Genomic DNA, 22,551 nt, shown 5'->3' on the forward strand with positions numbered 1-22,551 from the left:
TAGTGACACGCCGCGCCAGCGTGCCCGCACACGTTTCCCCAGCTCACGCCCCTGATTCATGTGCTTTTCTCGCTACACATCTGCGGAACGCAGGTTCCACAATGCCCGCCAGCTCCTGCGCGCCATGGCACGGCGCGCCGAACACCGTCCGCACGGCCCCGCCCTGTCGCCGGCCCAGGCCTTCCATCGGCACCGTCAGGCACGCTCCCAGCGCGCCCGCACGCTGGGCAGGCTGCTGGTGCCGCTCGATCACGACTACACCGTTCCCCTCCGGCGCGCCCCGGACATGCGACAGGCCTGCGCGGAGGTCTACGGTCCCGCAGCGGGACCGTCGGTGACCTCGCTACGCGAACTGCTGGGCATCGCCGGGGCACACGAATGGCGCACCAAAGGCATCGACGTGCCCGCACTGGGCGGTCGCATCCATCCGCACTACGGCGTCTTCTCGCCGATCCGCGGTGAGTACATCGACCTGGTGCCTCGGGCGCCGCTCATCTCGCGCTCCAGGGCGTTCGACATCGGCACCGGAACCGGCGTGCTCGCCGCGGTCCTCGCTCGCAGGGGCGTCGAGCGCCTCATGGCCACCGATCAGGACCCGCGCGCCCTGGCCTGCGCCCGCGACAACCTCCAACGGCTGGGACTGGCCGGCAGGGTCGACGTCATACACGCAGACCTCTTCCCACCCGGCCACGTGCCACTCATCGTCTGCAACCCGCCGTGGATCCCGGCCAAGCCCGCCTCACCCCTCGACCACGCGGTCTATGACCCCGGCGGCCGCATGCTGAGCGGCTTCCTCAACGGTCTAGCCGAACACTTGGAACCGGACGGAGAGGGTTGGCTGATCCTGTCGGACCTGGCCGAACATCTCGCGCTGCGGACTCGCGCCGAGCTTCTGTCCGCCTTCGCAACCGCAGGCCTGCGGGTCGTGGACCGGCTGCAGGTGCGGCCGAGACACCCGCGTGCCCTCGATGAGACTGACCCTCTCCACGCGGCCCGCGCCGCTGAGGTCACGTCCCTATGGCGGCTCGGCCAGGCCTGAGTCGCCGAATCTGTCACCGCAAAACGGGTCAAGGTGGAGCATCTGCAGGTGAAGGCTGCCAGTCGAACCACCTTGGCCCGTTACGAAGGACGACCATCATCACGACGTCGAGGGAGGCATCTGCGCCATCGAGTGCTGTTGAAACTCAGCAATATTTTTTGGCTCACGGAGCCGCTATCGCTGTCCGAACTCACTGATAAGTGCTGTCACCTGTCATCACCAGAGCCACGCGAGCGCTGGCAGCAGGTCCACGCTCTGCTCGACCAGGGCGTGGGGCTGCTGGAGTGTGCCCGGCGCCTCGGTGTGGCGTTGAACACCGTCAAGCGGTATGCCCGCATCAGTGAGCCCGAGCGGCTGGTCAGGGTCCCGAAGTACCGGCCTACGCTCGTCGATCCGTTCCGTGATCACCTGCGCCGCCGCCGTGCTGAAGAGCCCGCCGTTCCGGTTCAGCAGTTGCTCGCCGAACTCAGGGAACTCGGCTACACCGGCAGTCAGAACCTGCTGTACCGATACATCAACCAAGGCAGGGTCGAGTGCGACCAGCTCGCGATCTCGCCGAAGCGGCTGGCCGGTCTGCTCCTTAGTGAACCGGGCACACTGACAAACGCCCAGCGGGAACGGCTCGATGCCGCCATCGCCGCCTGTGGCGAGATGACCATGCTGAGCGGCCTCGTCCGGGACTTCGCCGCCCTCTTCGACCCGAAGGACGGCAACGATCGGCTGCTGACCGTCTGGATAGGGCTCGCACGACAGGTCGACCTGCCGCACGTGCACGCCTTCACCCGCGGCCTAGTCAATGATCGCGATGCGGTAATCGCCGCGCTCTGCCTGCCGTTCCATAACGGCGGTACCGAAGGCGTCAATACCAAGACCAAGCTCCTCAAACGGCAGATGTACGGTCGCGCCGGGTTCGCTCTCCTCCGTCACCGCATCCTGCTCGGCTAGCCACGTTCTGTCACCACCGAAAGTGGGCCAGAGCCGTTTACTGCACAGACCTTCCCGCCCAGGCCCTTCGGGACTGGCGAGGAAGACCGAACGCCGACGGGTAAGAACGTCGGTAAGCCGTGCGCGGAAGAACCGCACGTGAGGGGTTGGGAACAGGCCGCACCAGGGGAACCGCGCCAGTCCCCGACCATCCCTACTCACGCTGTGAGCTGACGGCTGGTGAAGCCCACCCGTACCGCCTCGCCGGCCGTGCCCGGGAGCCGGAACATTCCTTTCTGGCTCACCATTGTGATCGGCATCGTCGCCACGTTAAAGGGACCGCCGTGACCGCCCGCGTCGGGCGTGGCCCGACACCCGAAGCATGATTGGTGAGAGTTGGCGATCCAGGTATTGCTTGCTTGGGGCGGACGCGGCCCTTGCGGCAACCCTGTACTGTCGCTGCCGCACGCCGTAGGTCCTTATCGTATGGCGGCGATGGGCAGGAACGACGCCACCTCGAGGGCCATCGTGTTTGCGGCCAGGGCGACGACGTTGACGATGACCAGTACGTGACGCCGCTGGCCAGGCTCGGGCGGGGGCGTCATGCTGTGGTCTGCGAGCGGCGGAGCAGGGCGGACACCGACGTGGCTGTCGGCGCTCGCGCTATGGCTGCTGGTGTGAACGCTGAACGCTTACGAACTGCTGCCGGCCCTGCGACGACAGTTCGTAGGCGGTTGGTGGTCAGGCGGGCACGAGCAGCGTGGTCAGGAGGTCGTCGAGACTGACGATGCCTACGACTGCACTCCTGGCAGAGCTGTCGTCGGCGCTCCCGAAAGGCCTGGTGGGTTGGGCTGGGGTGCCGTCTGCGGCGTGGACGAGGGCGAGTTGGCTGTGGGCTGCCCGCAGACAGGAGACCGCCTGGAAGATCGAGGTGTCGTGGGCCAAGGCGGGCAGTGGATGGGCGAGCTGGGCAGCGGTCACGGTGGCGCCGCGGCGGCGCGCCAGGTAGGCGTCTCGCACGTGCACGACGCCTGCGGGGCCAGTGAGGGGACCGGCGATCAGGCGGGAGCGCTGGGCGTGCAGGCAGGCGTCGATGACCTGCTGCGGGGTGGCGTACGCGGGTACAGTGACGACCTGCTCGGCCGGGGTGATCAGTGAGGTGATGGGGGCGTTCGACGCTTGGAGGGCTTGGGTGAGCACGGCGTGGTCGTCGGCCTCGATGAGGCCGAGCCGGCGTGACTCCTCCACCAGGTGCTGGAGCTGGGCGGGGGTGCGCGGGTTGGCGCCCTCCTTCCTGGGCCGGACCTTGATCAGGCGCAGCAGGCCGTTGGTCATACCGTTCAGCGCGCTGATCAGGGGCCGGGCGAGCAGGGTGAAGCCGCGGAACGGCAGCGCCAGGAGAGTGGCCGAGCGTTCGGGGTGGGCGATCGTCCAGGATTTGGGTGCCATCTCGCCGAGCACCATGTGCAGGAACGTCACCAGCGCCAGCGCGATGACGAAGGCGACCGTGTGTGCGGCGGCGCCGGGCAGGCCGATGGTGTGGAAGAGCGGGCTGAGCGTGCCGGCGATCAGCGGCTCGGAGACCACGCCGAGGCCGAGCGAGCACAGGGTGATGCCCAGCTGCGCGCCGGCCAGCATCAGCGATAGCTCCTTGATCCCGGCCAGCGCGGCGGCGGCGGCCCGGCTGCCACCGGCGGCGGCCTTTTCCAGGCGGTGGCGCCTGGCGGCGACCAGGGCGAACTCGGCGGCCACGAAGAAGCCGTTGCCCACCAGCAGGAGCAGGGTCAGGATCAGGCCCGTCCACAGGTTCACGGTCGCTCCGGGGTGTCGTCGCGGTAGGGGGTCAGGCGTACGCGTTCGGGCACGTGCCGGTTGAGGGTCAGCACCTCGATACGGGCGTGTGTGGGCGCCTCGTCGTCCAGCGTGGCGGGCAGATCCACGGTGATCGTGTCACCGGGGGCGGCGAAGCGTCCGAGCCGGTGCAGAATGAGCCCGGCCAGGGTGTCGTACTCGTCTTCATCGGGCAGGTTGAGGTCGGTTTCCAGGGCGATCTCGTCGATGCGCAGCCCGGCGTCCAACTCCCAGCCACCATCCCGGCTTACCGCGGAGGGTTCTTCGACGTCGTTTTCGTCGGCGATCTCGCCCACCAGTTCCTCGGCCACGTCCTCCCAGGTGAGCAGTCCGGCCAGGCCGCCGTGCTCGTCGACCACGCACGCCACCTCCTCGCCGCGCTCGTGCAGCTGGCGCGCCAGGTCGGGCAGCGGCAGGGAGAACGGAACGATGAGCACGTCGTGGGCGATGTCCGCGACGCGGGTCTCGGCGGCCCTGCTCGGTGGGACGGCGGCGGCTTCGCGCAGGCCTACCAGGCCGATCACGTCGTCGAGGGTGGCGCCGAGCACCGGGTAGTGGGTGTGGCCGTGGCGGGCGATGAGCTCGTCCAGTTCGGCCAGGGTGGCTGTGGCGCTGATGGCTACGACCTCGACGCGCGGCACCATGACCTCCTCGGCGGTGTGGTCGGAGAAGTTCAGGGCGCGCTCCAGAACGTCGGCCTGACTGCCGGGCAGGTGACCGTGTGCCTCGGACTCGTCGATGATGTGGCCCAGCTCCTCCAGGGTGGCGCCGTGGTGCAGTTTTTCGACCGGTTCGATGCCCACGCTGCGCAGGAGCCTGTTGGCCGCGGTGTCGAACAGCTTGATGATCGGCCCGGCGACGGTCAGGTAGATGAGGGTGGAGCCGGCCAGGGCACGGGCGAGTGGTTCGGGCTTGGCCAGGGCGAGGTTCTTGGGGGCCAGCTCACCGAGCACCATCTGGATGATCGTCGCCAGGGCGAAGCCCATCGCCAGGGCGACGGCGCCGACCATGCCTCCGGACATGCCGAGCCCAGTCAGCGCGGGGGCGATCAGCTCGGCTAGCGCGGGCCGGGCGATGAAGCCGACCACCAGGGCGGTGACGGTGATGCCGAGCTGTGCACCGGACAGCATGAACGACAGCCGCTCCGTCACCTCGATGGCCTTGGCCGCCTTCTTGTCGCCGGCGGCGGCCTGGGTGGACAGCGTCAGGCGGTCGACGCTGACGTAGGCGAACTCCTGGGCGACGAAGTAGCCGGTGGCCGCGGTGAGGACGAAGACCGCCAGCAGCCCGAGCACCGCGCTCATCGGGTGGGCTCCTCGCGTCGAAGGCCGGTCTCGGCCAGCACGAACGGCGAGCTGACCGACCGCCAGGGCGTACTCCCATGTACCAGCACCGGCAGCACCGCCTTTCCCGTATCCGTTGCTGTTCGGCAGTCATACTCACTGCCCTCGCGCCTGCCGCCCGCACTCGGGCTAGGGGACGAGACGGGCAGGAAGCCCGCGAACAGGCACGGCATGGGCGCCGGCCGATCATCCTGCCTGACCTGTCACCGGCACACTCTGACGCGCCTGCCCGCTGCCAGGACGATGTGCCGGACATTCATGGCGGAATGCTCCACTTCGGCTACCGAGAGTGAGATGGGGGTATGTCCCGTCAGGGGGGAACTTTCATGATCATTAGCCGGGCTCCTCAAGAGCGCCTGGGACATGTCGTGTTCATCGCGGCGGCCGCTGCGGTCGGCGGATTTCTGTTCGGGTACGACAGCGCCGTCGTCAACGGCGCGGTCGTCGGTATCCAGAACCACTTCCGGGTGGGACCGGTGGAGACCGGGGTCGTGGTGGCGATCGCGCTGCTTGGCTCGGCCGCCGGCGCATGGACGGGCGGAAGGCTGGCCGACCAGCTGGGACGTACGAGGTCTATGCAGGTTGCGGCGCTGCTGTTCATGGTCAGCTCGATCGGGCAGATGCTGCCGTTCACGGTCTGGGACCTCGGCTTCTGGCGGCTGATCGCGGGCTTCGCGATCGGCATGGCGTCGATGCTCGTACCCGCGTACATCGCCGAGGTCTCCCCGCCCGCCTACCGTGGACGGCTGGGCTCGTTCCAGCAGCTGGCCATCGTGCTCGGCATCGCCGTCTCACAGCTCGTCAACTACGTGATCGCCAGCATCGCCGGCGGCAACGTCAACAACCATCTGGGGCCGCTGCAGGCCTGGCAGTGGATGCTGGGCGCCTGCGCGATACCGGCCCTGCTGTATCTGCTGCTCGCTCTGAGACTCCCCGAATCGCCCCGCTATCTGATCATGTCGGGCCGCATGCGGCAGGTGCGCGAGGTGCTGGTCGAGATCGAGGGTGAAGACGTGGACCTCGACGAACGTATCGCGGAGATCCAGGACGTGGTGCGCACCGAACGCGTGCCGGGAATGAAGGACCTGCGCGGCCCAGCGTTCGGGCTGCTGCCGATCGTCTGGATCGGCATCGCTCTGTCGGCCTTCCAGCAGTTCGTCGGCATCAACGTGATCTTCTACTATTCGACCGTACTGTGGCAGTCGGTCGGCATCAACCAGAGCGAGTCCCTGCTGATCAGCCTCTCCAGTTCGATCATCAATATCATCGGCACGCTGATCGCAATGGCGCTGGTGGACAAGATCGGCCGCAAGCCACTGCTCATGATCGGCTCGGTGGGGATGACGATCGCGCTGGCCACCACGGCGTGGGCGTTCAGCGCGGCCAGGATGACTGACGGCAGGGTTACGCTGCCGGACCCGCATGGGCTGGTCGCGCTCGTTTCCGCCAACACGTTCGTGCTGTTCTTCGCACTGTCATGGGGCGTGGTGGTCTGGGTTCTGCTCGGCGAGATGTTCCCCAACCGCATCCGCGCCGCAGCCCTGGGCGTCGCAGCCGCGGCCCAGTGGCTCGCCAACTGGCTGATCTCGGTCTCGTTCCCGGCGCTCGCGGAGTGGAATCTTCCGCTCACCTACGCCGGGTACGCCGTCATGGCGCTGCTGTCGTTCGTCTTCGTCGCAAGATGGATCAGGGAGACCAAGGGCCGCAAGCTCGAGGACATGGGCTGACCCGCTCACCAGGGTCTCTGAAGGTCAGCGTCGCCGGCGTGACATGATCCGGGCCGCTTGTTCATGGACGTGCGGGGGGATGGCCTCACGGTGTGGCCCGTGGTCGGGATCGACTTCGTAGCGCAGCTGGACGCAGTCGTGGAGCAGCGTGCCGTACAGCGTCCAGAGGGGTGAACGCGGATCAATCTCTGCAATCTGTTCGCGGGCAGCGCGTTCGAGACGCTCGCCTTCCGCCAGAGTCTCGCGCAGCTGGACCAGGTCCTCGCCGTTGCCGGGGGCGACCAGCAGATGCTCGAAGCAGGTGTAGGCCTTTCCGATCACATCCAGGAGGTCGGCGAAGTCCCGGGGAAAATTGCTGGTCTCGCGCTCTCCTGGCAGGCCGAGAACCCCGGCGGCCAGGTCGGCGACGGCACGGGCGATGCCGCGCAGTTGAAGGCAGGCGTGCTCCAGGCACAGGGCGGCCTGCATGATGTGGCGCAGGCGCCGGCGGGTTCGCGCCCGGCGCAGGGTGAAACGCAGGGACTCGTTGGCTCGTTCGGCGCTCTCGTGGGCCGAACGCAGCCTGCCGGATAGGCGCCTGGCACGGGCCAGCCATTGCTGCGCCTGGTGCGCGGTCCAGGGTCGCCTGACACCTTCCGCCAGGTCGAAGCAGAGGTCCGCGAGATCATCGGCGAAGTCAGCCATGTCCTTGGCGGCCCGGCCCACGTGACGGGGCGGGATCATCAGGATGAGCGTGGTTCCGACGACCGCGCCGATGACGATGTCGAGCAGTCGCGCCATGCCGTACTCACGGCCCAGAGTGAAGACGAGCAGGGCGGTGATGGGCGCTTGTGTGTTCTGCCAGGGTATGCCGACGGTTCTGCTGGCCACCAGCGCGACCGCGACCATGACGGTCATGGTGACCGCGTTGGCGCCGAACACCTGTACGAAGGCTAGGGCGGCCGCCAGTCCGACCAGCACCGCGATGGTCTGCTGGAAGGCCTGGAGCACGGTGCTGTAGGCGGTCGCCGTCACCGACAGCAACACGCCGGTGGGAGCGAGCACCGCCTGAGGCGAACCGATCTCGGTGGAGATCCACCAGGCCAGCAGGCAGCCGACGGTGACCGTCACCGTCGGCATCAGCAACTGCCTCTCGCGCCGCGCCCAGCGGCGTAGCCCACGCCGCCGCCATCGACCAGGGCCCGGGAGCCGGTCGCCCCACCGATCCAGCCATCGCCTCGCGGCGGAAAATGCCATCCCCGCACCCCCAGCCGTGGCGCCCCGCCTGACGGCTTCCGGGTCGTCTTTTACCTCCTGCTGTGAGCTGCCCTCGCCGGGTGGCGGGCACTCCGTTCCCGGGCAGCATTTTGCCCTCACCAGGCCTTCAGAGGACCCGGGCGCCTCGCTGCTGTCTTGCCGTGCCGCCATCCCGCAGCCGGCCGCACCCTCGCTCGCCGATCCTCGTGGTGGACTTCGTGCCGGCGCCGGGCATTACGAGCGGACCCGTATTCGACAGGGGCTCATCACTCTCCCAGACTGGCGATGAGACTGATCGACACCGCGATGACGACCGTGCCGAAAAGATAGGAAAGCAGGGCGTGCCCGAGGGCGACTTTCCGGATGCGGGTGCTGCTCAGCGCATTGTCCGTCACTCCGTAAGCCATGCCCACGGTGAACGCCATGTAGGCGAAGTCGATATAGCTCGGCGGCTGCTCCTGCTGAAAGTCGATGCCTCCGTCAACCTCGACGTAGTACAAGCGCGCGTACTTGAGGGCGAAAACGGTGTTCGTCAAAGTCCAGGACAGGACTACGGTGACCAAACTCAAGATCACTGATATCACGGCGACAGGGTCCAGATCGCTGCCCTTGCGGAGGACGGCGGCCACGACGGCCGCGAGACTGGCCACCGAGGCGATCAGAATGCCCGTGTCGGTGGTGTGCGTCTCACCTTCCTCTTCTGCCGTGCGCCCGGTCCCCTCGTGGTCCTGCGACCAGATGATCCGCCACGCCCACACCAGGATGAGGGAAACAGCCACATCCCAGGTGACGAAGAAGAACAGCTCAGGGGCGCCGATGAGCGCGACAACCCCGCCGGCCACCGCCCCGAGCAGGGCGCACATCGAAACCCGCCGCAAGGAAAGTATCCGCCGTCCGCGACCCTCCCACGCTGCGCTCACGGCATCAGCGTGTCACAGGACGGGCTGAGGCCATCCCTTTGACGTGCGAGTCCAGCGCGTGCTCGGCGTCGCTGACCGTGCTTTTGGCTCCTCCGGGACCGAGGAATTACCCGCCGGCTCCGAGCACAGCCGGAATCGGCGGCGGCAGACGACGGCGGCCCGCCGAGTCGCGTCATAGCAGCAGGTCGAAGATCTGGCTCGTTCGTTCCCACTCCTTGCTCGTCGGGTTCTTCCGATCGGGCTCGATGAGCCTGATCGCCCTGCCGAGCGCCACGGAGAGCCCGCCCGCCACGGCCGGCAGCCGGGCCTCGGTTTCCACGCTGAGCGACAGATCCAGCGGAGGCAGCGCGGCGAGCTCGTCCAGGATCGACGCCAGGTCCAGTTCCTCGTCCAGGTCACGGAAGTCGTGCATGTTCTCCTGCAGTCCCTTCGTGATGGGCAGGTCCCAGGGCTGGATGATGTCGCGCCGGTTCGCCTTCGCGGCGGCCTCGGCGACGACGAGCATGTCGTACAGCTTGCGGTTGACGAAGTCGCTGTGGCGCTTCAGGTCGGCCTTGTCCACGTCCAGTCCCGCGGCGGCGCGGAAGAAGTGCTCGAACCTGGAAACTGCGATCACGGGCATGTGGATCACCGTCCTCTCTCATGACTTCCTCGGGTGGTGGATCTCTCTTGTACGGTGGCGCCTTCTCCGGCTTCGGAAGCGACCCGTCTGACCTGGCCGCTGCGAACGTCGCCCGCGGCGGACAGCGCGCTGGTCCGGATCCCGCGCGGGTCAGGCGCTCCGGCCGCGCAGGCCGGCGAGGCCGTCATGACGGTGCCCGTACGGTGTCTTCGACCCACTCGCGCAACTGCGGCACGGGCGGTGCGCCCGCGCGCCGCGCCACGACGCGGCCCTCGTGCAGCACCATGAGCGTCGGGACGGCCGTGATCGCATATCGGCGGGCGAGGGCCGGAGACCTGTCCACGTCGACTTTGACGAGTTTGAGCCGTCCCGCCATCTCGCGGGCGAGCTGTTCGAGTGCCGGGGTGACTGTCCGGCACGGTGCGCACCACTGCGCCCAGAAATCGACGAGGACGGGAAGGTCGGCGCGTTCGGCGACCTCGGCGAAGGTGCTGTCGTCGGCGTCGACGATCCACGGCAGCGGGCGGTGGCAGACCCCGCACAAGGGCCTGCCTCGCCAGGCGTCCGGAACCCTGTTGGGCCTGCCGCAGTTGGCGCAGTTCAGGGTGTTCATGTCAGGTCCTGGACGGATAGAAGGTGACGTTCAGCTCACCCTTGTCGGCGCCGACCATGATGGTGGACCCTTCGGGCACGTCGCCGGAGAGCAGAGCGCGTCCGATCCTGGTCTCCACTTCGCGGGAGATGAACCGGCGCAGTGGCCGGGCGCCGTAGACGGGGTCGTAGCCCTGGTTGGCGATGAGCCGGCGCGCGTCCTCGGTGACCTCCAGGGTGAGCCGACGGTCGGCCAGGCGGTTTCTGATGTCGGTGAACATCAGGTCCACGATGTGCTCGATCTCGGCCTCGGTCAGCGGCTTGAACAGCACGATGTCATCGACCCGGTTGAGGAATTCGGGCCGGAAGTGCATGCGCAGTTCACCCATCACGCTCTCGCGTGCCTGGGGCTTGATCTCCCCGTCGGCGGTGACGCCGTCCAGCAGGTGCTGCGAGCCGATGTTGGAGGTCATGATGATCACGGTGTTGCGGAAATCGACCGTGCGGCCCTGCGCGTCGGTCAGCCGCCCGTCGTCCATGACCTGCAGCAGCGTGTTGAACACGTCCATGTGGGCCTTCTCGATCTCGTCGAACAGCACCACCGAGTACGGTTTGCGCCGCACCGCCTCTGTGAGCTGGCCGCCCTCCTCATAACCGACGTAGCCCGGAGGAGCGCCGACGAGCCGGCTGACCGTGTGGCGCTCCTGGTACTCGCTCATGTCGATGCGCACCATGTTGTCCTCGGTGTCGAACAGGGCCGCCGCGAGGGACTTCGCGAGTTCGGTCTTGCCCACCCCGGTGGGTCCGAGGAACAGGAACGATCCGATGGGGCGCCGAGGATCTTTGATGCCGGAACGAGCGCGGATGACGGCGTCGGCCACGAGCCGCACGGCCTCCTCCTGCCCGACGACACGTTCGTGCAGGATTTCATCGAGCTTGAGCAGTTTGTCCCGCTCCGCCTCCTTCAGCCGGGTCACCGGGATGCCGGTCCAGCGGGAGACGATGGACGCGATCTCGTCCTCCGTGACGACTTCGCGCAGCAGCCGGTGGCCGTTCTGCCGGGTACCCAGCCGCTCCTCCTCGGCGCGTAGCCGGCGTTCCAGCTCGGGGAGCCGGCCGTGGCGCAGCTCGGCGGCACGGTTCAGGTCGTAGGCACGCTCGGCCTGTTCGGCCTCCCGCCGCACGCTCTCCAGCTCCTGCCGCAGGCTCTGCACCTTGCGCAAGGCCGACCGCTCGGCCTCCCACTGCGCCCGCATCGCCTCGGCCTCGGCACGCGAGGCGTTCAGCTCCTTCCGCAGCTCTTCCAGGCGGGACCGGCTCGCGGGGTCGTCCTCCTTGGCCAGCGCGGCCTCCTCGATCTCCAGCCGCATCACCTTCCTGGTGAGCGCGTCGAGCTCGGCCGGCATGGAGTCGATCTCGGTGCGGAGCATCGCGCACGCCTCATCGACCAGATCGATGGCCTTGTCCGGCAGGAACCGGTCGGCGATGTAGCGGTGGCTCAGCGTCACCGCGGCGACGAGCGCGCTGTCCTGGATCTTCACGCCGTGGTAGACCTCCAGCCGCTCACGCAGGCCGCGCAGGATCGAAACAGCGTCCTCGATCGAGGGCTCGTCGATCAGTACCGGCTGGAACCGCCGCTCCAGGGCGGCGTCCTTCTCGATGTGCTGGCGATACTCCTGCACCGTGGTCGCGCCGATCATGTGCAACTCGCCGCGCGCGAGCATCGGCTTGAGCATGTTGCCCGCGTCCATGGCACCCTCGGTCGCCCCGGCGCCGACCACCGTGTGCAGCTCGTCGACGAACAGCAGGATCCGGCCCTCGGCCGCTTTCACCTCGTTCAGCACGGCTTTGAGGCGTTCCTCGAACTCCCCGCGGTACTTGGCCCCCGCGACCAGCGCGCCCATGTCCAGGCTGAAGATGGTCTTGTCGCGCAGCCCTTCGGGGACGTCGCCGCGGGTGATCCGCTGGGCGAGCCCTTCGACCACGGCCGTCTTGCCGACGCCGGGGTCACCGATCAGGACGGGATTGTTCTTGGTCTTGCGGGACAGAATCTGGATCACCCGGCGGATCTCCGTGTCGCGGCCGATCACGGGATCGAGCTTGTCCGCCCGAGCGTCCGCGACCAGGTCGCGCCCATACTTCTCCAGTGCCTCGTAGGCGACCTCGGGCATGGCCGAGGTGACCCGCTGGTTGCCCCGGACGGCGGTGAGCGCCTGCAGGAACCGGTCCCTGGTCACACCCTGACTGTGCAGCAGCCGCCCCGCCGCGGTCGTTGCGCCCTCCTCGACCATGGCCAGCACCAGGTGCTCGACCGAAACGTACTCATCCTTGAGCCGGCTCGCCTCTCGGTCGGCGGCGTCGAGCAGCCGGGCCAGGCGTTGAGTGACGAACACCTGGCCGGGGGCGGCGCCTGGGCCACTGACCTTGGGCCTGCGCATCAGCTCCGCCTCGACGTCGGCGCCAAGACGTTGCGTGTCGGCGCCTGCCTGTTGCAGCAGCCGAGGTGCCAGCCCCTCGGACTGGTCGAGCAGGGCCAGCAGGAGATGCTCCCCGTCGACCTCAGTGTGACCGTGCCGCAGCGCCTTGGTCTGGGCGTCGTGCAGAGCCTCCTGCGTCTTCTGCGTCATCCTGTTCGGGTCCATGCCAATCCCCCTAGCGTCGTGGCGAAGGGCCGCGCAGGGCGGTCTCGAGCTCCGCGATCCGGTCGAGGAGGTCGATCACCACACCGATCGCGGCGTAGTTGATGGACAGGCCCTCGCGCAGCCGCTGAATGCGGGCGGCCGCCCTGACCTGAGAAGGGGCGAAGTACAGCTCCCCCCTGGCATCCCTGCCCGGCTCCAGGAGCCCTAGCGTTACCAGCCGGCGAACGAACTCCGGGTGCAGCCCTGTGACCCGTGCGTAGGAATCGAGGTCGAGCCGGGCCGGGCGTACCAGTGCGTACATCACGAGTGCCTCCTCGGGTCGAACCGCGATGCGGCGGCGAGCTGCTCGAACAGGCGTCGCTCGGCGTCGGTGAGCGTGGCCGGCACCATGATTTTGACTTCGGCGAAGAAGTCACCCGCGGGTCCATGCGGGTTGCGCATGCCGCGCCCTCTCAAGCGCAGCCGACGGCCGCTGGACGTGCCCGGCGGCACTCTCAGCTTCGCCTCGCCGCCTGGTGTGTCTATGGGCACCGTGGCGCCCAGTGCCGCCTCCCAGGGGGAGAGCGGCAGGGTGGCGTGGATGTCGCGGCCCTCCACGCGATACCGGGGATGATCAGCGATTCGCACGATCAGGTGCAGATCGCCTGCCGGCGCTCCGCTGCTTCCTCGCCCGCCCTGACCGGCGAGCCTGATGCGCTGCCCGTTGGTGACCCCGGGCGGGATTGTGACGTCCAGGCGCCTGCCGCCAGGCAGCGTGATGACGTGGCGGCCGCCGCGGTAGGCCTCCTCGACGGTCAGCGTGAGCTGCGCCTCCTGGTCGGCGCCGGGCACAGGACCCCAGCCCCGCCTGCCACCGAACATGCCGCTGAGCAGATCGTCCAGGTCGATGCCCATGCCGAAGCCGACGTCCCCGGCCCCCGCCGGCCGCCATGCGCCGCCCGCCCCTGCCCGGGCGCCGGCACCCGCGCGGGCGCGGGCGTACTCCGCGGGGTCCACGTCGGGCGGCACCTGACGGAAGTCGTGCCCGAACGCGTCGTACCGGCGGCGCGTCTCGGGATCGGAGAGCACGGCGTAGGCCTCGGAGATCTCCTTGAACCTGTCTTCGGCCTCTGGATCCTTGTTGACGTCCGGATGGTAGGCGCGCACGAGCTTGCGGTAGGCCCGCTGGATCTCGTCCGCGCCGGCGTTCCGGTCCACGCCGAGCACCTCGTAGAAGTCCCGCCGTGCGGCCATCACTCCGCCTTCTTCCCGACAGCGACTCTCGCGGGTCGCAGCTGCCGCTCTCCCTCGCCGTAGCCGGGCCGCAGCACCTCCACGACGGTGCCGGGCTCGACATCGTCCCGTTCGACGGTCGCCACCGCCTCGTGGCGCGCCGGGTCGAAAATCACGCCCGTCTCGTCGTCCCGCGGGTAGCCCAGGCTGGACAGGACTGCGACGGCCTGGTCGCGCACCGCTCGCACGCCGTCGAGCACCGCCTTCGGGTCGTCGCCGCGGGAGGCATGGCTCAGTGCGAGCTCGAGATGGTCCAGGACGGGCAGCCACGCGGCGGCGACCCTGGCGCGTTCCTCGGCCCGCAACCGCTCGTTGTCGCGAGAAATTCGCTTACGGAGGTTGTCCAGGTCCGCGACGGCGCGCAGCCACCGGTCTTCCAGCTCCGCGAGTTTGGCGTCCGTCTCCGCTGACGCGGCGGCGGCCTCCTCGCGGGGCTCCTTGTGGGCATCGGGTACGTTTTCGCTCATGTCAATCGGGCTCCGAGGTGGTGAACTCCGCGTCGATCACGTCGTCGTCGGCGCCCGGGGCGCTTTCCCCTTGGCCCTGGGGCGGGACCCCGGGCGTCTCGGGCCGGCCACCGGCGGCGCCGAGTCCGTGGTACACCTGCTGGAGCTCCGCGCTGAGTGTGCGCAGCCGGTCGAGGGGCGCTTCTTCCTTGATCGCCTGGCGGGCGTCCTCGACGAGCTGCTCCGCGCGAGCCTTCTCGTGCACGGGCACCGCGTCGCCGAGCTCCCTCAGCCGGCGCTCCACCTGGTAGGAGACCGAGTCCAGCTCGTTGCGCGCGTCGACGGTCTCCCGGAGCCGGGCGTCCTCGGCACGGTGCTGCTCGGCGTCCGCCACCATCCGCTCGATCTCCGACTTGTCCAGGTTGGAGCTTTCGCTGATGGTGATCCGCTGCTCGGCCCCGGTGTCCTTGTCTCGCGCGGAGACGTTGAGGATGCCGTTGGCGTCGATGTCGAAGGTGACCTCGATCTGCGGCACCCCTCGTGGCGCGGGACGGATGTTCTCCAGCCGGAAGCGCCCGAGCACCCGGTTGTCGGCGGCGCGCTCCCGCTCACCTTGCAGGACCACGATGTCCACCGCGCTCTGGTTGTCCTCCGCGGTGGAGAACGTCTCGGTCCGGCGGGCCGGGATGGTGGTGTTGCGCTCGATGACCTTGGTCATGAGCCCGCCGAGGGTCTCGACGCCGAGCGAGAGAGGCGTGACGTCGAGCAGCACGACGTCCTGCACCTCACCCTTGATGATGCTCGCCTGGGTCGCCGCTCCGACGGCGACCACCTCGTCGGGGTTCACCGTCATGTTGGGGTCCTTGCCCCCGGTGAGCCTGCGGACGAGGTTCTGAACGGCGGGGATTCGCGTGGATCCGCCGACGAGGATCACCTCGTCGATGTCGGCGGGTCTGAGCTTGGCGTCCTGCATCGCCTGCTCGACGGGATGGATGCAGCGTTCGACGAGGTCGGTGGTGATCTTCTCGAAGGTGGACCGCATGAGCGTGGTGTTGAGGTGCTTGGGACCGGAGGCGTCCGCCGTGATGAACGGCAGGCTGACCGTGGTCTGGGTCACCGACGACAGCTCGACCTTGGCCTTCTCGGCCGCCTCGAAGAGGCGCTGCAATGCCTGCGGGTCCTTGCGCAGGTCGATGCCCTGCTCTCGCTGGAAATCGTCAGCGAGATGATCGACGATCCTGCGGTCGAAGTCATCGCCGCCGAGGTGCCCGTCGCCGGAGGTGGCCCGGACCTCGACGACCCCCTCGCCGATGTCCAGGATGCTGACGTCGAACGTGCCGCCGCCCAGGTCGAAGACCAGCACGGTCTCGTTGGCCTTCTTGTCCAGCCCGTACGCGAGGGCGGCGGCGGTCGGCTCGTTGATGATCCGCAGGACCTCGAGGCCCGCGATGCGCCCCGCGTCCTTGGTGGCCTGGCGCTGGGCGTCGTTGAAGTACGCCGGCACGGTGATGACCGCCTCGGTCACTTTCTCGCCCAGGTACTTCGCGGCGTCGGCAGCCAGCTTGCGCAGGACCAGCGCCGAGACCTCCTCCGGCGCATACTGCTTGTCGCCGACCTGGAAGCGGACGGCTCCCTGCGGCCCTTCGACGACGTCGAAGGACACAGCGTGGCTCTCGCTCTCGACCTCCTCGTAGCGACGGCCGATGAATCGTTTGGACGAGTAGATCGTCCCCTTCGGGTTGAGTATCGCCTGGCGCCGCGCGAGCTGACCCACCAGGCGCTCACCCTCGGCGGTGAACGCCACCACGGACGGGGTCGTCCGCGAGCCCTCCGCGTTGGGGAGCACCGTGGGGTGACCGTCCTCCGTGGCGGCGATCACCGAGTTCGTGGTTCCGAGATCGATTCCTACTGCCTTCGCCATTGCTCGTCCGCCTTCCCAAGAAGCTCATCGGCCCTGGCCGCATGCCCGGACTCGAGGAGGACCTCGTACTCGGTATTCATCCGCCGCCGTGTGTCGGGTGCGCGGCCGGCCCGCGAAGAACCGCCGGCCAATGATCGCCACGGGACCAGCGCGACCATGGACGCTGCCCTCGTCGCGAAGATCCCGTGGAACAGGCCGGCGGGGAGGCCGGACCTCGCTTCGCGCGCCCCAGCCGGCCGCGCGGAGGTACGAGACGTGTCGTATGACGAGCAGTCCCCCTGCTGGCAGTAAGGGGACCGGATACGACTCCTCCTCTTCCCGCCTCAGGCGGCGGTCACCTCGATGTGCCGGGGCTTGGCAGCCTCCGCCTTCGGAACGGTGACCGTCAGCACGCCGTCGGACAGACGTGCCTCGACTCGTTCGTCGTCGACCTCTCCTGGGAGCAGCGTGCGCAGCTCGAACCTGCCGGCCCTGCGCGTCTCGCGGTGCCGCCGCTGACTGTCGTGCTTCTCGATCTGCCCCGTGACGATCAGTTCGCGCTCGGAGAGCTGGACGTCGACCTGATCCTTCTTCGCACCGGGGACGTCTACCTCCACGACGTACGAGTCCTCGGTCTCCGAGATGTCGGCCGCGGGAGTCCACGTGCCGGTGGGCCCGTCCTCGGTGAACTCTCCCAGGGCTGCGCTCATCAGCTGCCCCAGCCGGTCGTAGACGTCCTCGAACTCGCGCATCGGGTACAGCTCGCCGAGCCTGGGGCGAATTGCCAGTCGTGCCATCGGTACCCCCTCGGGGTGAGAGTCCGGGTCCAGTGCTTACCGTTCCGACCCTTGTCCTCGCACCGGGCTGTCACATCCCCCATCGGTGTAGTTTCGGCGGTGCGACCCGTCGGGGCCGGCACGTCCCTGCGCCACCGCGAGACGTGTGAGCTCGACGCGGGAATTGATGCCCAGCTTGCGGTAGACATGCCGCAGATGGAACGCGACCGTATGGACGCTGAGGAACATCTGCTCGGCGATCTGCCGGTTGGTCCATCCGTCGACGGCGAGCAGCGCGACGGCATCCTCGGTCTCCGTGAGGCTGTTCCAGCCGGAGGGAGGCCGCGGAGTGTGGTGCCAGTGGCGGCGGCGCACTCCCAGGCCGCGCAGCCTCCGGCGGACGCGTGCCGCATCCCTGGTGGATCCGATGTCGTGGTAGATCGCCAAGGCCTGATCCAGGCTGGCGACCGCCTCCTGCTGCTCCCCGGCGGCCTTCAGCACCACGCCCAGATCCTCCTTGGCCGAGGCCTGCGCCCATGGGTCCTCGATCTGGCCGGCAGCTAGGGTGAGAGCCTCGCGATCGCCATAGAGCAGGCCCCGGGCGTGCGCGGCGGAGGCGGCCAATGTCCGGAACCCCGGGCTGGCGTGATCGAGGGCCTCCGCCGTGGCGACGATGGACTCGGCCGTCGAACGGTCTCCCGCGCCCATGGCGGCCCGGACCATCCACGCGCTCACCGTCGGATCCACGGCGAGCAGCGGGGACGGCTGCCGGAGCGGGCCCCAGAGATCCGTGAGCAAGGTCATCGCGCCCCGGGGGCCGTCGCGCGCCTCGGTGACCTGGGCTGCCAGCAGGGACCGCCTCGCATGTGCTTCGCCCGACCCCTCAGCGGGGGCCGCGACCCGTCGCGTCGCTTCTCGCAGGTCGCCCCGCCGGAGAGCGACGGCGGCAAGCACGCCGCCGGCCACCTCGGCGGCCGGCGGCGTGTTGTGGGCGGCGGCGAGGCTCATGGCTCTTCTCGCCTCGGCGACCGCACCGTCGAACCGGCCCGCGGCGAATTCGGCGCGAGCCTCCAATGCCGCGACGTCCGCCGCCCAGACCGGATGGTCGTGGGCGAGCATGTCCGTGCGTGCCTGCTGGAGCATCGCCCGCGCCGCGTCGAGGTCGCGCACATCGACGAGCATCGCCGCAATCGTGAGACAGGCCTCGTAGCGGCGTTCGTCCGGCCCGTCCATGCCGGACAGCCGCCAGGCATCCCCGGCCAGTGCGAAGGCGTTCGAAAGCCTGCCCTCGTCCCGCTCGATCGTGGCCAGGGCGGTCAGCGCGGCGGCGGTGACTGCCGGACCGTACCCGGACTCGCCCTCGACGATCTCCTCCGCGTACGCGCGTACGTGGTCGTCACGCAGGCGTGTCATGGCGTACAGCCGCACGGCGACCGCGCGGTCGCGCACGTGATGCGGGCGGGCCGGGAGGGCCAGTACGCTGCCGGCCTCGTGGATCGCCTCCTCGCCCCTGCCGGTCCGGTACAGGACGTCCGACAGCAGGCATCGCAGTTCCGCCACGTGCTGCGCGGAGAGATCGCCGGCGAGACGTTCCCGGATCATGTTCTCGGCCTCCTCCAGCCGCCCATCGGCGATCGCCGTGTGGACGGCGGCGGCCGAAGCGGTGAAAGGGGCGCCCGCCGGTCCGGGGTCTGTGAGAGCGCCGGACTGGCTCAGCAGCGCGTCCCGTATCGGCGGAGGAACCCAGGTGGCGGTGACGGTCCCGACCAGCTCGTAGCGGAAGGCGAGCCCCCGCTCGGTGACGTCGAGGATGCCTGCCGCCGTGGCTTCCCCGATGGCGCAGAGCAAGCCTGCCGGTGTGGTGCCTAGCAGCGACGCGGCCTGCTCGACCGGCAGCGGCCCGCCGAGCACGGCGACCGTCTCCACCAAACTTCTGGCGTCCCCGCCCAGGGCATCGGTCCAGCGTCGTACCACCGTCCGCAGCCGGGCGGGCACATGGTCACGTGGCATGGCGTCACCGGACGCATCGAGGCGGGTTTCGTCGCGCAGGCCCGCGAGCAATTCGATGATCAGCAGAGGATTGCCCCCGGCACCGGCCAGCAGCGCACGCGTCGTCGGATCGGGGGCCTTCCCGAGCAGGTCCGCTGCCAGCTCCGCGACGGCCTTCGGCGAGAGCGGCCCGAGCGTCACCCGCGCGGCGCCGTTCCGCTCCAAGGGGCCGAACAGGCAGGGGGCCCAGGCGTTGTTCTCGGCTGCAGAGCCGCTCAGCAGCCAGCCGACGGACCGGGTCCTCAGCCGATCGTGCAGGACACAGACGGTCTTCAGCGTCGCCGGTTCGGCCCGGTGCAGGTCGTCGATCACGGCCAGCACCGGCGCTCCGGCCCGCTCTTCGAAGCCCTTCGTCAGGTAGTCCAGCAGGTGTGCCGGTGAGCCGACGGACTCCGCCTCGAACGGGAGGCCGAGGGCCTCCAGCAGGAAGCCGCACGGAACGAGTTCGCCGAATTCCTGCACACTGCCGCGGATCACGCCGATGCCGTGGCGGGGAGCGGCCTCGGCTGCTTCCTCCAGCAGCCTGCTCTTGCCCACCCCGGGTTCACCGTCTACGAGCAGCGTGCCGGTCCCGCCTTGCCGCAGCGTGCGGAACAGCTCCTCGACCCGGCGCCACTCCCGATCGCGTCCCCGCATCTCGTCGCCCCCCTCGTACGCTTTCCGGCGCCAGAGCGGTGAATCCCATGCCTGTCGAGATCTTTGTGCTCGGTGTCCTACATGTCTTGGGGATGTGGCCCGGGGGCGGCTGGAGCCACGGTTGTAATGCCGCAAGAGAACGCGAAGGGGTGGATGAGATGGCGGAGACCGGTTTTGCGTCGTTCAACCGGACGGTAGACAAGACGAACCGGGTCCTGCGAGAGATCGAAGAGGCGCACGGTTGGTCCGCTGAACACCGGAATCGATCGTACGCCGCCCTCCGGGCGGTGCTTCACGCGCTGCGCGACCGGCTGTCCGTCGAGGAGAGCGCGCACCTCGCCGCCCAACTGCCGCTGCTGATCCGTGGTCTCTATTACGACGGCTGGCGCCCGGGCGCGGTTCCGATGAAAGTCGACCGCGAGGAGTTCCTCGAACGCGTGTCGAGCGAGGTGGACTTCCCGATCCAGGAGAACACGGAAGATCTCGTCAAGACGGTTTTGCAGGCGCTCAGGAGGTACATTACCGACGGCGAGTGGGAGGACGTGAAGTCCAGCATGCCGAGAGACCTGGCTTCGGTGCTTCCCTAGCTGTCGGCGTGGCGTAGGGCGTTGAGTCCCGCCGGGGGCACGACTGCCGCGATCGACGCGGCCCCCTTTGCTGAAAGACCTGCGACATGGGCGCCGAGCGCGTCCACGGTCGTACAGGGGGAACGCTACAAGCGCGGGTCCCACCACAGCTATCACAGAAGCGTTCCGCGCTTGGGTACGACCTTCTTATGGGGAACCTTCCAAGGTACTCGCCGATGCTGGCGCGGCTTGGGCGGCTGCCATCGTCGGCGGAGGACCGGCTGTTCGGCTACGAGATGAAATGGGACGGTGCACGGGCGCTCGGCTACGTCGACGGCGCCGCGCTCCGGCTGGTCTCACGCAACGGCCTCGACGTCACGGCCGCCTACCCGGAGCTTGGATCGCTGCCGACCGCAGTACGGGGCAGTGCTGTGCTCGACGGGGAGATCGTCGCATTCGATCATCGGGGTGTGCCGAGCTTCACCGCGCTGCAACCGCGCATCCACCAGCGGGATCCGAGCAGAGTCGCGGTCTTGGCTCGGTCGACGCCGGTCTCCTATCTGATCTTCGATGTCCTGCATGTGGACGACTTCTCCACCATCGACCTGCCGTACACGGAACGCAGAGAACTGCTTTCGACGACCGTGGTGGCCGGAGAACGCTGGAGCGTCCCGCCCCACAGCGTCGGCGACGGGGCCACGGCGTTCCGGCGGAGCCGCGAGCGCCTGCTGGAAGGCGTGGTCGCCAAGCGGTTGGCATCGACTTACTCGCCGGGACGGCGCAGCCGCGACTGGGTGAAGGTGAAGAATTTTCGCACCCAGGAGGTGATCGTGGGAGGGTGGAGGCCAGGCGAGGGCAGACGCGCCGACATGATTGGGTCGCTGCTCCTGGGCGTGTACGACGACTTGGGACGGCTGGTCTACGTGGGGAATGTAGGCACCGGCTTCACGGATGAGATGCTGCGGGATCTCGCGGCCCGACTCGCGCCGCACGAGCGCCCGGACAGCCCGTTCAGCGAGGAGCTGCCGCGCACGCACGAGCGCGACGCGCGATGGGTCGATCCCACCCTGGTGGGCGAGGTGCAGTACACGGAGTGGACTGCGGACGGCCGTCTGCGGCATCCGAGCTGGCGCGGCCTGCGCCCGGACAAGCGGCCGGACCAGGTACGGAAGGAGGAGAGCTGACGGCGGGGATCGGTCAGTTCTCGTCCGGGAGCGCTGTGCCGGGCGGGGTGGGCCGGCGTCGCGACCATCGTGTCAGTGCCAGGGCGGTGACCAGGATGAAGGCGCTGCCGGCGTAGATGGCGAGCTCCGTGAGTTGCTGGCGGCTCTCTGCCGGGTGGACCGGGATGGTCAGCCGGACGACCACCGACAGGATGTGCCGGATGATCGCGATGATGCCGACGATGATGAACGGTTCCAGTTGCAGGCGGCCGCCCTCCAGGTGGGTCTGCACCGTCACGAAGATCTCCAGCACGATCAGCACCAGGAGCAGCTCTTCCAGGATGATGATGATTTTCTCGGCGCCGGATACGCCTCCTTGGACGATGGTGAGGGTCATGAGGGCGAGGATGCCGACGGCCAGGGCCAGCAGCGCGAACGACACCAGGTAGAGGATTCCGTGCTCGGCGGCGGTCAGCATGGCGAGCAGCCTGCTGTTCCCCGGCCTGTGGGGGATCCCGGCCGGAGCCGGAGGTCCGAGTGATTTGTCCGTTGGGTTGTCCATGGTCCGTACCTGGCATCGTGCTGTGCGTCGTACGGGGTGAGCACTACCCTCGAATGGCCACGCGCGAATCTCGCTGCCCGGTCCGGTGCCGTGCATCAACTTTCATGGCCGCGAGCGTTGGTCACGTACGCGGGCGACACGCTGTTGGAGTGAGCGGCACACTGCCCGCAGGCGGGGTACCAGCGGGAAATCTGAGCTTCCCCCCGTTTTCCGGACACTTGCCCTGAGGTCACCCTTGATCATCAGGAAGGATGTCCCCCATGCCCGCACCTCACCCGCCAGAGTT

The 22,551-nt window shown here is 68.6% G+C and carries 18 protein-coding genes and 1 pseudogene; 5 read left to right on the forward strand and 14 right to left on the reverse strand.

What is annotated here, in order from left to right:
* The first annotated feature begins 124 nt into the window (after positions 1-124).
* Positions 125-1,039: a class I SAM-dependent methyltransferase gene (locus tag AB0J42_RS35840; protein ID WP_364302637.1), complete on the forward strand. Its 915-nt coding sequence runs from the start codon at positions 125-127 to the stop codon at positions 1,037-1,039.
* Positions 1,040-1,270: 231 nt separating this feature from the next.
* A pseudogene (locus AB0J42_RS35845) lies at positions 1,271-1,984 on the forward strand (transposase); the annotation flags it as partial.
* A 720-nt stretch (positions 1,985-2,704) separates the two neighbouring features.
* Here AB0J42_RS35845 and AB0J42_RS35850 read toward each other — a convergent pair.
* Both AB0J42_RS35850 and AB0J42_RS35855 read right to left on the reverse strand, forming a co-directional pair.
* Positions 2,705-3,775 (reverse strand): hemolysin family protein, encoded by a 1,071-nt coding sequence (locus AB0J42_RS35850; RefSeq protein WP_364302639.1) that lies wholly within the window; start codon positions 3,773-3,775, stop codon positions 2,705-2,707.
* A complete protein-coding gene (locus tag AB0J42_RS35855; RefSeq protein ID WP_364302641.1) occupies positions 3,772-5,118 on the reverse strand; it encodes a hemolysin family protein in 1,347 nt (448 codons plus the stop codon). Before AB0J42_RS35855 ends, AB0J42_RS35850 begins: the two co-directional genes overlap by 4 nt.
* Positions 5,119-5,459: 341 nt before the next feature.
* On the opposite strand from AB0J42_RS35855, the gene AB0J42_RS35860 reads away from it, so the two are divergent.
* Positions 5,460-6,884 carry a sugar porter family MFS transporter gene (locus AB0J42_RS35860; RefSeq protein ID WP_364302643.1) on the forward strand — a complete coding sequence of 475 codons (1,425 nt, stop codon included), beginning with the start codon at positions 5,460-5,462 and terminating at the stop codon, positions 6,882-6,884.
* A 24-nt stretch (positions 6,885-6,908) separates the two neighbouring features.
* On the opposite strand, the gene AB0J42_RS35865 is transcribed toward AB0J42_RS35860, so the two are convergent.
* The 11 genes from AB0J42_RS35865 to AB0J42_RS35915 form a co-directional block, all read right to left on the reverse strand.
* Positions 6,909-7,994, reverse strand: a complete 1,086-nt coding sequence (locus AB0J42_RS35865; RefSeq protein ID WP_364302645.1) for an aromatic acid exporter family protein — start codon at positions 7,992-7,994, stop codon at positions 6,909-6,911.
* Positions 7,995-8,386: 392 nt separating this feature from the next.
* Positions 8,387-9,040 carry a DUF1345 domain-containing protein gene (locus AB0J42_RS35870; protein ID WP_364302647.1) on the reverse strand — a complete coding sequence of 218 codons (654 nt, stop codon included), beginning with the start codon at positions 9,038-9,040 and terminating at the stop codon, positions 8,387-8,389.
* Positions 9,041-9,212: 172 nt separating this feature from the next.
* Positions 9,213-9,662: a DUF1931 family protein gene (locus AB0J42_RS35875; RefSeq protein ID WP_364302649.1), complete on the reverse strand. Its 450-nt coding sequence runs from the start codon at positions 9,660-9,662 to the stop codon at positions 9,213-9,215.
* 184 nt (positions 9,663-9,846) lie between these two features.
* Positions 9,847-10,275, reverse strand: coding sequence for a thioredoxin (gene trxA / locus AB0J42_RS35880; protein ID WP_364302651.1), 429 nt, complete (start codon positions 10,273-10,275; stop codon positions 9,847-9,849).
* Position 10,276: 1 nt separating this feature from the next.
* The gene (gene clpB, locus AB0J42_RS35885; RefSeq protein ID WP_364302653.1) at positions 10,277-12,895 is read right to left on the reverse strand and encodes an ATP-dependent chaperone ClpB; all 2,619 of its coding nucleotides are present in this window, start codon (positions 12,893-12,895) and stop codon (positions 10,277-10,279) included.
* A gap of 10 nt (positions 12,896-12,905) precedes the next feature.
* Positions 12,906-13,196, reverse strand: a complete 291-nt coding sequence (locus AB0J42_RS35890) for a chaperone modulator CbpM (protein ID WP_364302672.1) — start codon at positions 13,194-13,196, stop codon at positions 12,906-12,908.
* Positions 13,196-14,128: a DnaJ C-terminal domain-containing protein gene (locus tag AB0J42_RS35895; RefSeq protein ID WP_364302655.1), complete on the reverse strand. Its 933-nt coding sequence runs from the start codon at positions 14,126-14,128 to the stop codon at positions 13,196-13,198. Before AB0J42_RS35895 ends, AB0J42_RS35890 begins: the two co-directional genes overlap by 1 nt.
* On the reverse strand, positions 14,128-14,634 hold the full coding sequence (locus AB0J42_RS35900) for a nucleotide exchange factor GrpE (RefSeq protein WP_364302657.1): 507 nt from the start codon (positions 14,632-14,634) through the stop codon (positions 14,128-14,130). Before AB0J42_RS35900 ends, AB0J42_RS35895 begins: the two co-directional genes overlap by 1 nt.
* A 1-nt stretch (position 14,635) precedes the next feature.
* On the reverse strand, positions 14,636-16,534 hold the full coding sequence (gene dnaK / locus AB0J42_RS35905; RefSeq protein ID WP_364302659.1) for a molecular chaperone DnaK: 1,899 nt from the start codon (positions 16,532-16,534) through the stop codon (positions 14,636-14,638).
* 323 nt (positions 16,535-16,857) lie between these two features.
* Positions 16,858-17,310 carry an Hsp20/alpha crystallin family protein gene (locus tag AB0J42_RS35910; protein WP_364302661.1) on the reverse strand — a complete coding sequence of 151 codons (453 nt, stop codon included), beginning with the start codon at positions 17,308-17,310 and terminating at the stop codon, positions 16,858-16,860.
* Between the two features lie 36 nt (positions 17,311-17,346).
* A complete protein-coding gene (locus AB0J42_RS35915) occupies positions 17,347-19,974 on the reverse strand; it encodes an AAA family ATPase (RefSeq protein ID WP_364302663.1) in 2,628 nt (875 codons plus the stop codon).
* Positions 19,975-20,021: 47 nt separating this feature from the next.
* On the opposite strand from AB0J42_RS35915, the gene AB0J42_RS35920 reads away from it, so the two are divergent.
* Together AB0J42_RS35920 and ligD are read left to right on the forward strand one after the other, a co-directional pair.
* Positions 20,022-20,561, forward strand: a complete 540-nt coding sequence (locus AB0J42_RS35920; RefSeq protein WP_364302665.1) for a DUF2267 domain-containing protein — start codon at positions 20,022-20,024, stop codon at positions 20,559-20,561.
* 215 nt (positions 20,562-20,776) lie between these two features.
* Positions 20,777-21,724: a non-homologous end-joining DNA ligase gene (ligD, locus tag AB0J42_RS35925; RefSeq protein WP_364302667.1), complete on the forward strand. Its 948-nt coding sequence runs from the start codon at positions 20,777-20,779 to the stop codon at positions 21,722-21,724.
* 13 nt (positions 21,725-21,737) lie between these two features.
* Here the strand turns inward: ligD and AB0J42_RS35930 are convergent, their stop codons facing one another.
* The gene (locus tag AB0J42_RS35930; RefSeq protein ID WP_364302670.1) at positions 21,738-22,265 is read right to left on the reverse strand and encodes a phosphate-starvation-inducible PsiE family protein; all 528 of its coding nucleotides are present in this window, start codon (positions 22,263-22,265) and stop codon (positions 21,738-21,740) included.
* Between the last annotated feature and the right edge of the window lie 286 nt (positions 22,266-22,551).

Origin of the sequence: Nonomuraea sp. NPDC049649, from assembly GCF_040675175.1 — a bacterium.
Classification (GTDB): Bacteria; Actinomycetota; Actinomycetes; order Streptosporangiales; family Streptosporangiaceae; genus Nonomuraea.

Bases quoted from the DNA above. Each gene is read 5' to 3' on its own strand.
- AB0J42_RS35900 (WP_364302657.1), bottom strand. From the start codon at position 14,634: ATGAGCGAAAACGTACCCGATGCCCACAAGGAGCCCCGCGAGGAGGCC.
- AB0J42_RS35910 (WP_364302661.1), bottom strand. From the start codon at position 17,310: ATGGCACGACTGGCAATTCGCCCCAGGCTCGGCGAGCTGTACCCGATG.
- AB0J42_RS35895 (WP_364302655.1), bottom strand. From the start codon at position 14,128: ATGGCCGCACGGCGGGACTTCTACGAGGTGCTCGGCGTGGACCGGAAC.
- AB0J42_RS35860 (WP_364302643.1), top strand. From the start codon at position 5,460: ATGTCCCGTCAGGGGGGAACTTTCATGATCATTAGCCGGGCTCCTCAA.
- AB0J42_RS35840 (WP_364302637.1), top strand. From the start codon at position 125: ATGGCACGGCGCGCCGAACACCGTCCGCACGGCCCCGCCCTGTCGCCG.
- AB0J42_RS35920 (WP_364302665.1), top strand. From the start codon at position 20,022: ATGCCTGTCGAGATCTTTGTGCTCGGTGTCCTACATGTCTTGGGGATG.
- clpB (WP_364302653.1), bottom strand. From the start codon at position 12,895: ATGGACCCGAACAGGATGACGCAGAAGACGCAGGAGGCTCTGCACGAC.
- AB0J42_RS35890 (WP_364302672.1), bottom strand. From the start codon at position 13,196: ATGTACGCACTGGTACGCCCGGCCCGGCTCGACCTCGATTCCTACGCA.
- trxA (WP_364302651.1), bottom strand. From the start codon at position 10,275: ATGAACACCCTGAACTGCGCCAACTGCGGCAGGCCCAACAGGGTTCCG.
- AB0J42_RS35930 (WP_364302670.1), bottom strand. From the start codon at position 22,265: ATGGACAACCCAACGGACAAATCACTCGGACCTCCGGCTCCGGCCGGG.
- AB0J42_RS35875 (WP_364302649.1), bottom strand. From the start codon at position 9,662: ATGCCCGTGATCGCAGTTTCCAGGTTCGAGCACTTCTTCCGCGCCGCC.
- AB0J42_RS35915 (WP_364302663.1), bottom strand. From the start codon at position 19,974: ATGCGGGGACGCGATCGGGAGTGGCGCCGGGTCGAGGAGCTGTTCCGC.
- AB0J42_RS35855 (WP_364302641.1), bottom strand. From the start codon at position 5,118: ATGAGCGCGGTGCTCGGGCTGCTGGCGGTCTTCGTCCTCACCGCGGCC.
- ligD (WP_364302667.1), top strand. From the start codon at position 20,777: ATGCTGGCGCGGCTTGGGCGGCTGCCATCGTCGGCGGAGGACCGGCTG.
- dnaK (WP_364302659.1), bottom strand. From the start codon at position 16,534: ATGGCGAAGGCAGTAGGAATCGATCTCGGAACCACGAACTCGGTGATC.